General features: G+C 54.0%; 4 protein-coding genes. All 4 read right to left on the reverse strand.

Features of this window, described 5'->3' with window-relative positions; genetic code table 11:
- On the reverse strand, positions 1–294 hold a 294-nt coding region (locus NTZ04_03705; GenBank protein ID MCX5991421.1), incomplete at its 3' end, for an SCP2 sterol-binding domain-containing protein.
- Positions 295–438: 144 nt separating this feature from the next.
- Positions 439–927, reverse strand: a complete 489-nt coding sequence (locus NTZ04_03710; GenBank protein MCX5991422.1) for a succinyl-CoA--3-ketoacid-CoA transferase — start codon at positions 925–927, stop codon at positions 439–441.
- Between the two features lie 32 nt (positions 928–959).
- A complete protein-coding gene (locus NTZ04_03715; GenBank protein ID MCX5991423.1) occupies positions 960–1,706 on the reverse strand; it encodes a 3-oxoacid CoA-transferase subunit A in 747 nt (248 codons plus the stop codon).
- Between the two features lie 21 nt (positions 1,707–1,727).
- Positions 1,728–2,456, reverse strand: a complete 729-nt coding sequence (locus NTZ04_03720; GenBank protein MCX5991424.1) for a Zn-ribbon domain-containing OB-fold protein — start codon at positions 2,454–2,456, stop codon at positions 1,728–1,730.
- Positions 2,457–2,548: the final 92 nt, after the last annotated feature.

The following is a 2,548-nucleotide window of genomic DNA, read 5'->3' on the forward strand; positions in this document are numbered from 1 at the left end:
CGCCTGAATCGGGTCCAGTTTCCCTTCGATCACCTTTCGCCAGGTGCGGTAGGGAGCTCGGATTGTGAAGTCCGCCTTGCGCTCATTCTCACTCGCGACCATGGCCGCATCCGGGCTCTTGCCGTGTAAGAGACTGAGGAAAAAGTAGGCGTGGTTGGGATGAGATTCATCCGGTTCGATCACGAATATGAAATCCCCCTCCCAGTCCTTACCTGCTCTCTCATAGTCTTTGCTTTCGTTTAGCTGACGGCTGAGTTCCTTTATCCACTCCTCTGAGATGAACTTGATAGTCATGACTCCTCTCCTTTCGGTGTCTTCGCCCTACCTGCCAATTACGTATTTGTATGGGTCTACCTCTTCCCTGAGTATCCTCAGTTCCTCTTCTGTCGGGGGGCCGGTCGGCACCACGTTCTCCGCCTTGAACCCCGTTTCTACCTCCTACAGCAGCTCTATGTCCTTCAAGTCCGGGGCTACTCTCAGCGTTGGCTCCGTAAGTGCCTGCACTTCATCCACGGTCCAGCCTGGCGCTAGTTCCCTCAGCCACAATCTCTTGTCCTTCACTTCAATCACCGCGATATCGGTCACTATCAGGTCGACGCACTCTGGAGCGGTCAAGGCCACGCTGCACGTCTTCACTATCTTGGGCTTTCCATCCTTGGTAGTATGCTCCGTGGCCGCCTGAGGAGTGACATACTGTCCGCTGGCGTTCACCAGGTCTATATCCGCTTTCTCTTTCATGTCCTCTGCGGTTACGACGGGACCGAAGCCCAGAGCCCCGTTTTCGGTGTGATAGATGACGGTCATTCCCTCTGGTACAAAGCTGGAAACCAGCGTGGGGATGCCTATGCCCAGATTCACCACTGCGCCATCGAATAGCTCTTTGGCTATTCTCATTGCCATAGCTTCCCGACTGAGGCGTTCCTTCATCTTTCTCCTTATCCGTATCAGGACAGTTTCGGCTATTGCACTCGCCTCACCTGGAAGTTGCGTTCCAGGTGACGTGGGAATCCCGGATCTTCCTTGACCTTCACTATCCTCTTCACGTAGATGCCAGGGGTTATTACTGACTCTGGGTCCAACTCACCTGCGTCCACGATTCGGTCCACTTCAGCGATGGTAGTTCTCGCGGCAATCGCCATTATGGGATTGAACTGCCTTTGAGTTCCCCGATACACCAGATTGCCCATCAAATCAGCCTTGAAGGCTCTGACAAAGGCGTAGTCCGCCTTGAGCGCTCTTTCCATCAGACAGGGTCTGTCATCGAAGACCCTCACTTCCTTGCCCTTTTCTATGACAGTTCCCGCACCGGTGGGAGTATAGAAAGCTGGGATTCCGGCGCCTCCAGCCCTTATCCTCTCAGACAGTGTACCCTGAGGAACAATCTCCAGTTCGACCTCGCCTGAGAGGATCTGCTTTTCTGCCACGCTGGGGCGAGATGCGGAGGTGGAGAAGGGGAACGAAGCGATCACCTTCTTGACCTGCTTGTTTTCAAACAGGATGCGGTGGTCATCGTAGTCCAGCGTCAAACCGATGCCGCCCGCAGTATTGGCAACTATGGTCAGATTCTTCGCCCCCTGCTTGCGCAGCGCTTGAATGAGATAGAAGGGAGTGCCTCCCGGACCGGCGAAATTACCGACCATGATGACTGCGCCATCAGGCACGTCTTTCACTGCTTCTTCAAAGGTTTCAAACACCTTGTTGATCATTCGAGTTCGACCTCTTTCTGGCTAGACTTTCCATCTGCTCTCGACATCCTTCTTCTTGATGCCGAACCGCTTGTCCAAGAAGGCATAGGTGTTCTCCAGGTCCCGCTTGAGATCATTCACATTCTTCTCATGCCCCTGGAGACAGGAGTCTGCCGGTATCTTCTGCCCCTTGACCGGAACGGCATAGATATCCATGAGGTCGCCGGTCCTCTTCTCCCTAAACTTGATGCGGACCTTCTGGCCCACAAAGACGTCTGTCGGCGCCGTCACCACCTGGATGGGCATGGCTGTATCGGCACCGTCGATCTGAACATATGCCAGCACGAAGGGAAGCATCTCCAGAAAGGCATCCGCCGAAAAGAGCATTACCGAAAACGTGTGCACTTTGCCTCTTAGGGGTAGCTCTATCCATTCCGTGTCAGCGACCCTGCACTCAGGATTCCAGCAGTGGACTCTCGGCGGGCAGTACACCGTCTTGCATTTGGGGCACTTGGTCCCGAACAGGTGCTTATCTATCAACCCCTTGAAGAACTTCGAGACCAGCCCATAGCTGTGATGGTAGAGTACACCGTGGGGGCGGTATACAACCATGAAGTCTTCCTCTTTGCATTCCTCAGCCAACCCTGGGCCAGAAAGGGCCCTCACAATCTCGTAGCCTTTTACGGTCCAGTTGCCTTTTCTGGCGTACTCTTCCCACTCCTTCTTGATTGGTGTGGCTTTGTCCTCAATTATCTTAGGCTCTCTTGCCATTTCCCTACCTCCAAAACTAGTCTTTTGAGTAGATGATTACCCCGCCCTGACATCCCGTTCCGCCATGCCCCGTGGTGATAGCCTTCTTGGGG

Source organism: Chloroflexota bacterium, from assembly GCA_026389585.1.
GTDB lineage: Bacteria > Chloroflexota > Dehalococcoidia > UBA2247 > RBG-13-53-26 > JAPLHP01.

What these genes read in the sequence shown, in the direction of transcription:
- NTZ04_03710 (MCX5991422.1), bottom strand. Translation starts at nt 927, where the DNA reads ATGAAGGAACGCCTCAGTCGGGAAGCTATGGCAATGAGAATAGCCAAA.
- NTZ04_03715 (MCX5991423.1), bottom strand. Translation starts at nt 1,706, where the DNA reads ATGATCAACAAGGTGTTTGAAACCTTTGAAGAAGCAGTGAAAGACGTG.
- NTZ04_03720 (MCX5991424.1), bottom strand. Translation starts at nt 2,456, where the DNA reads ATGGCAAGAGAGCCTAAGATAATTGAGGACAAAGCCACACCAATCAAG.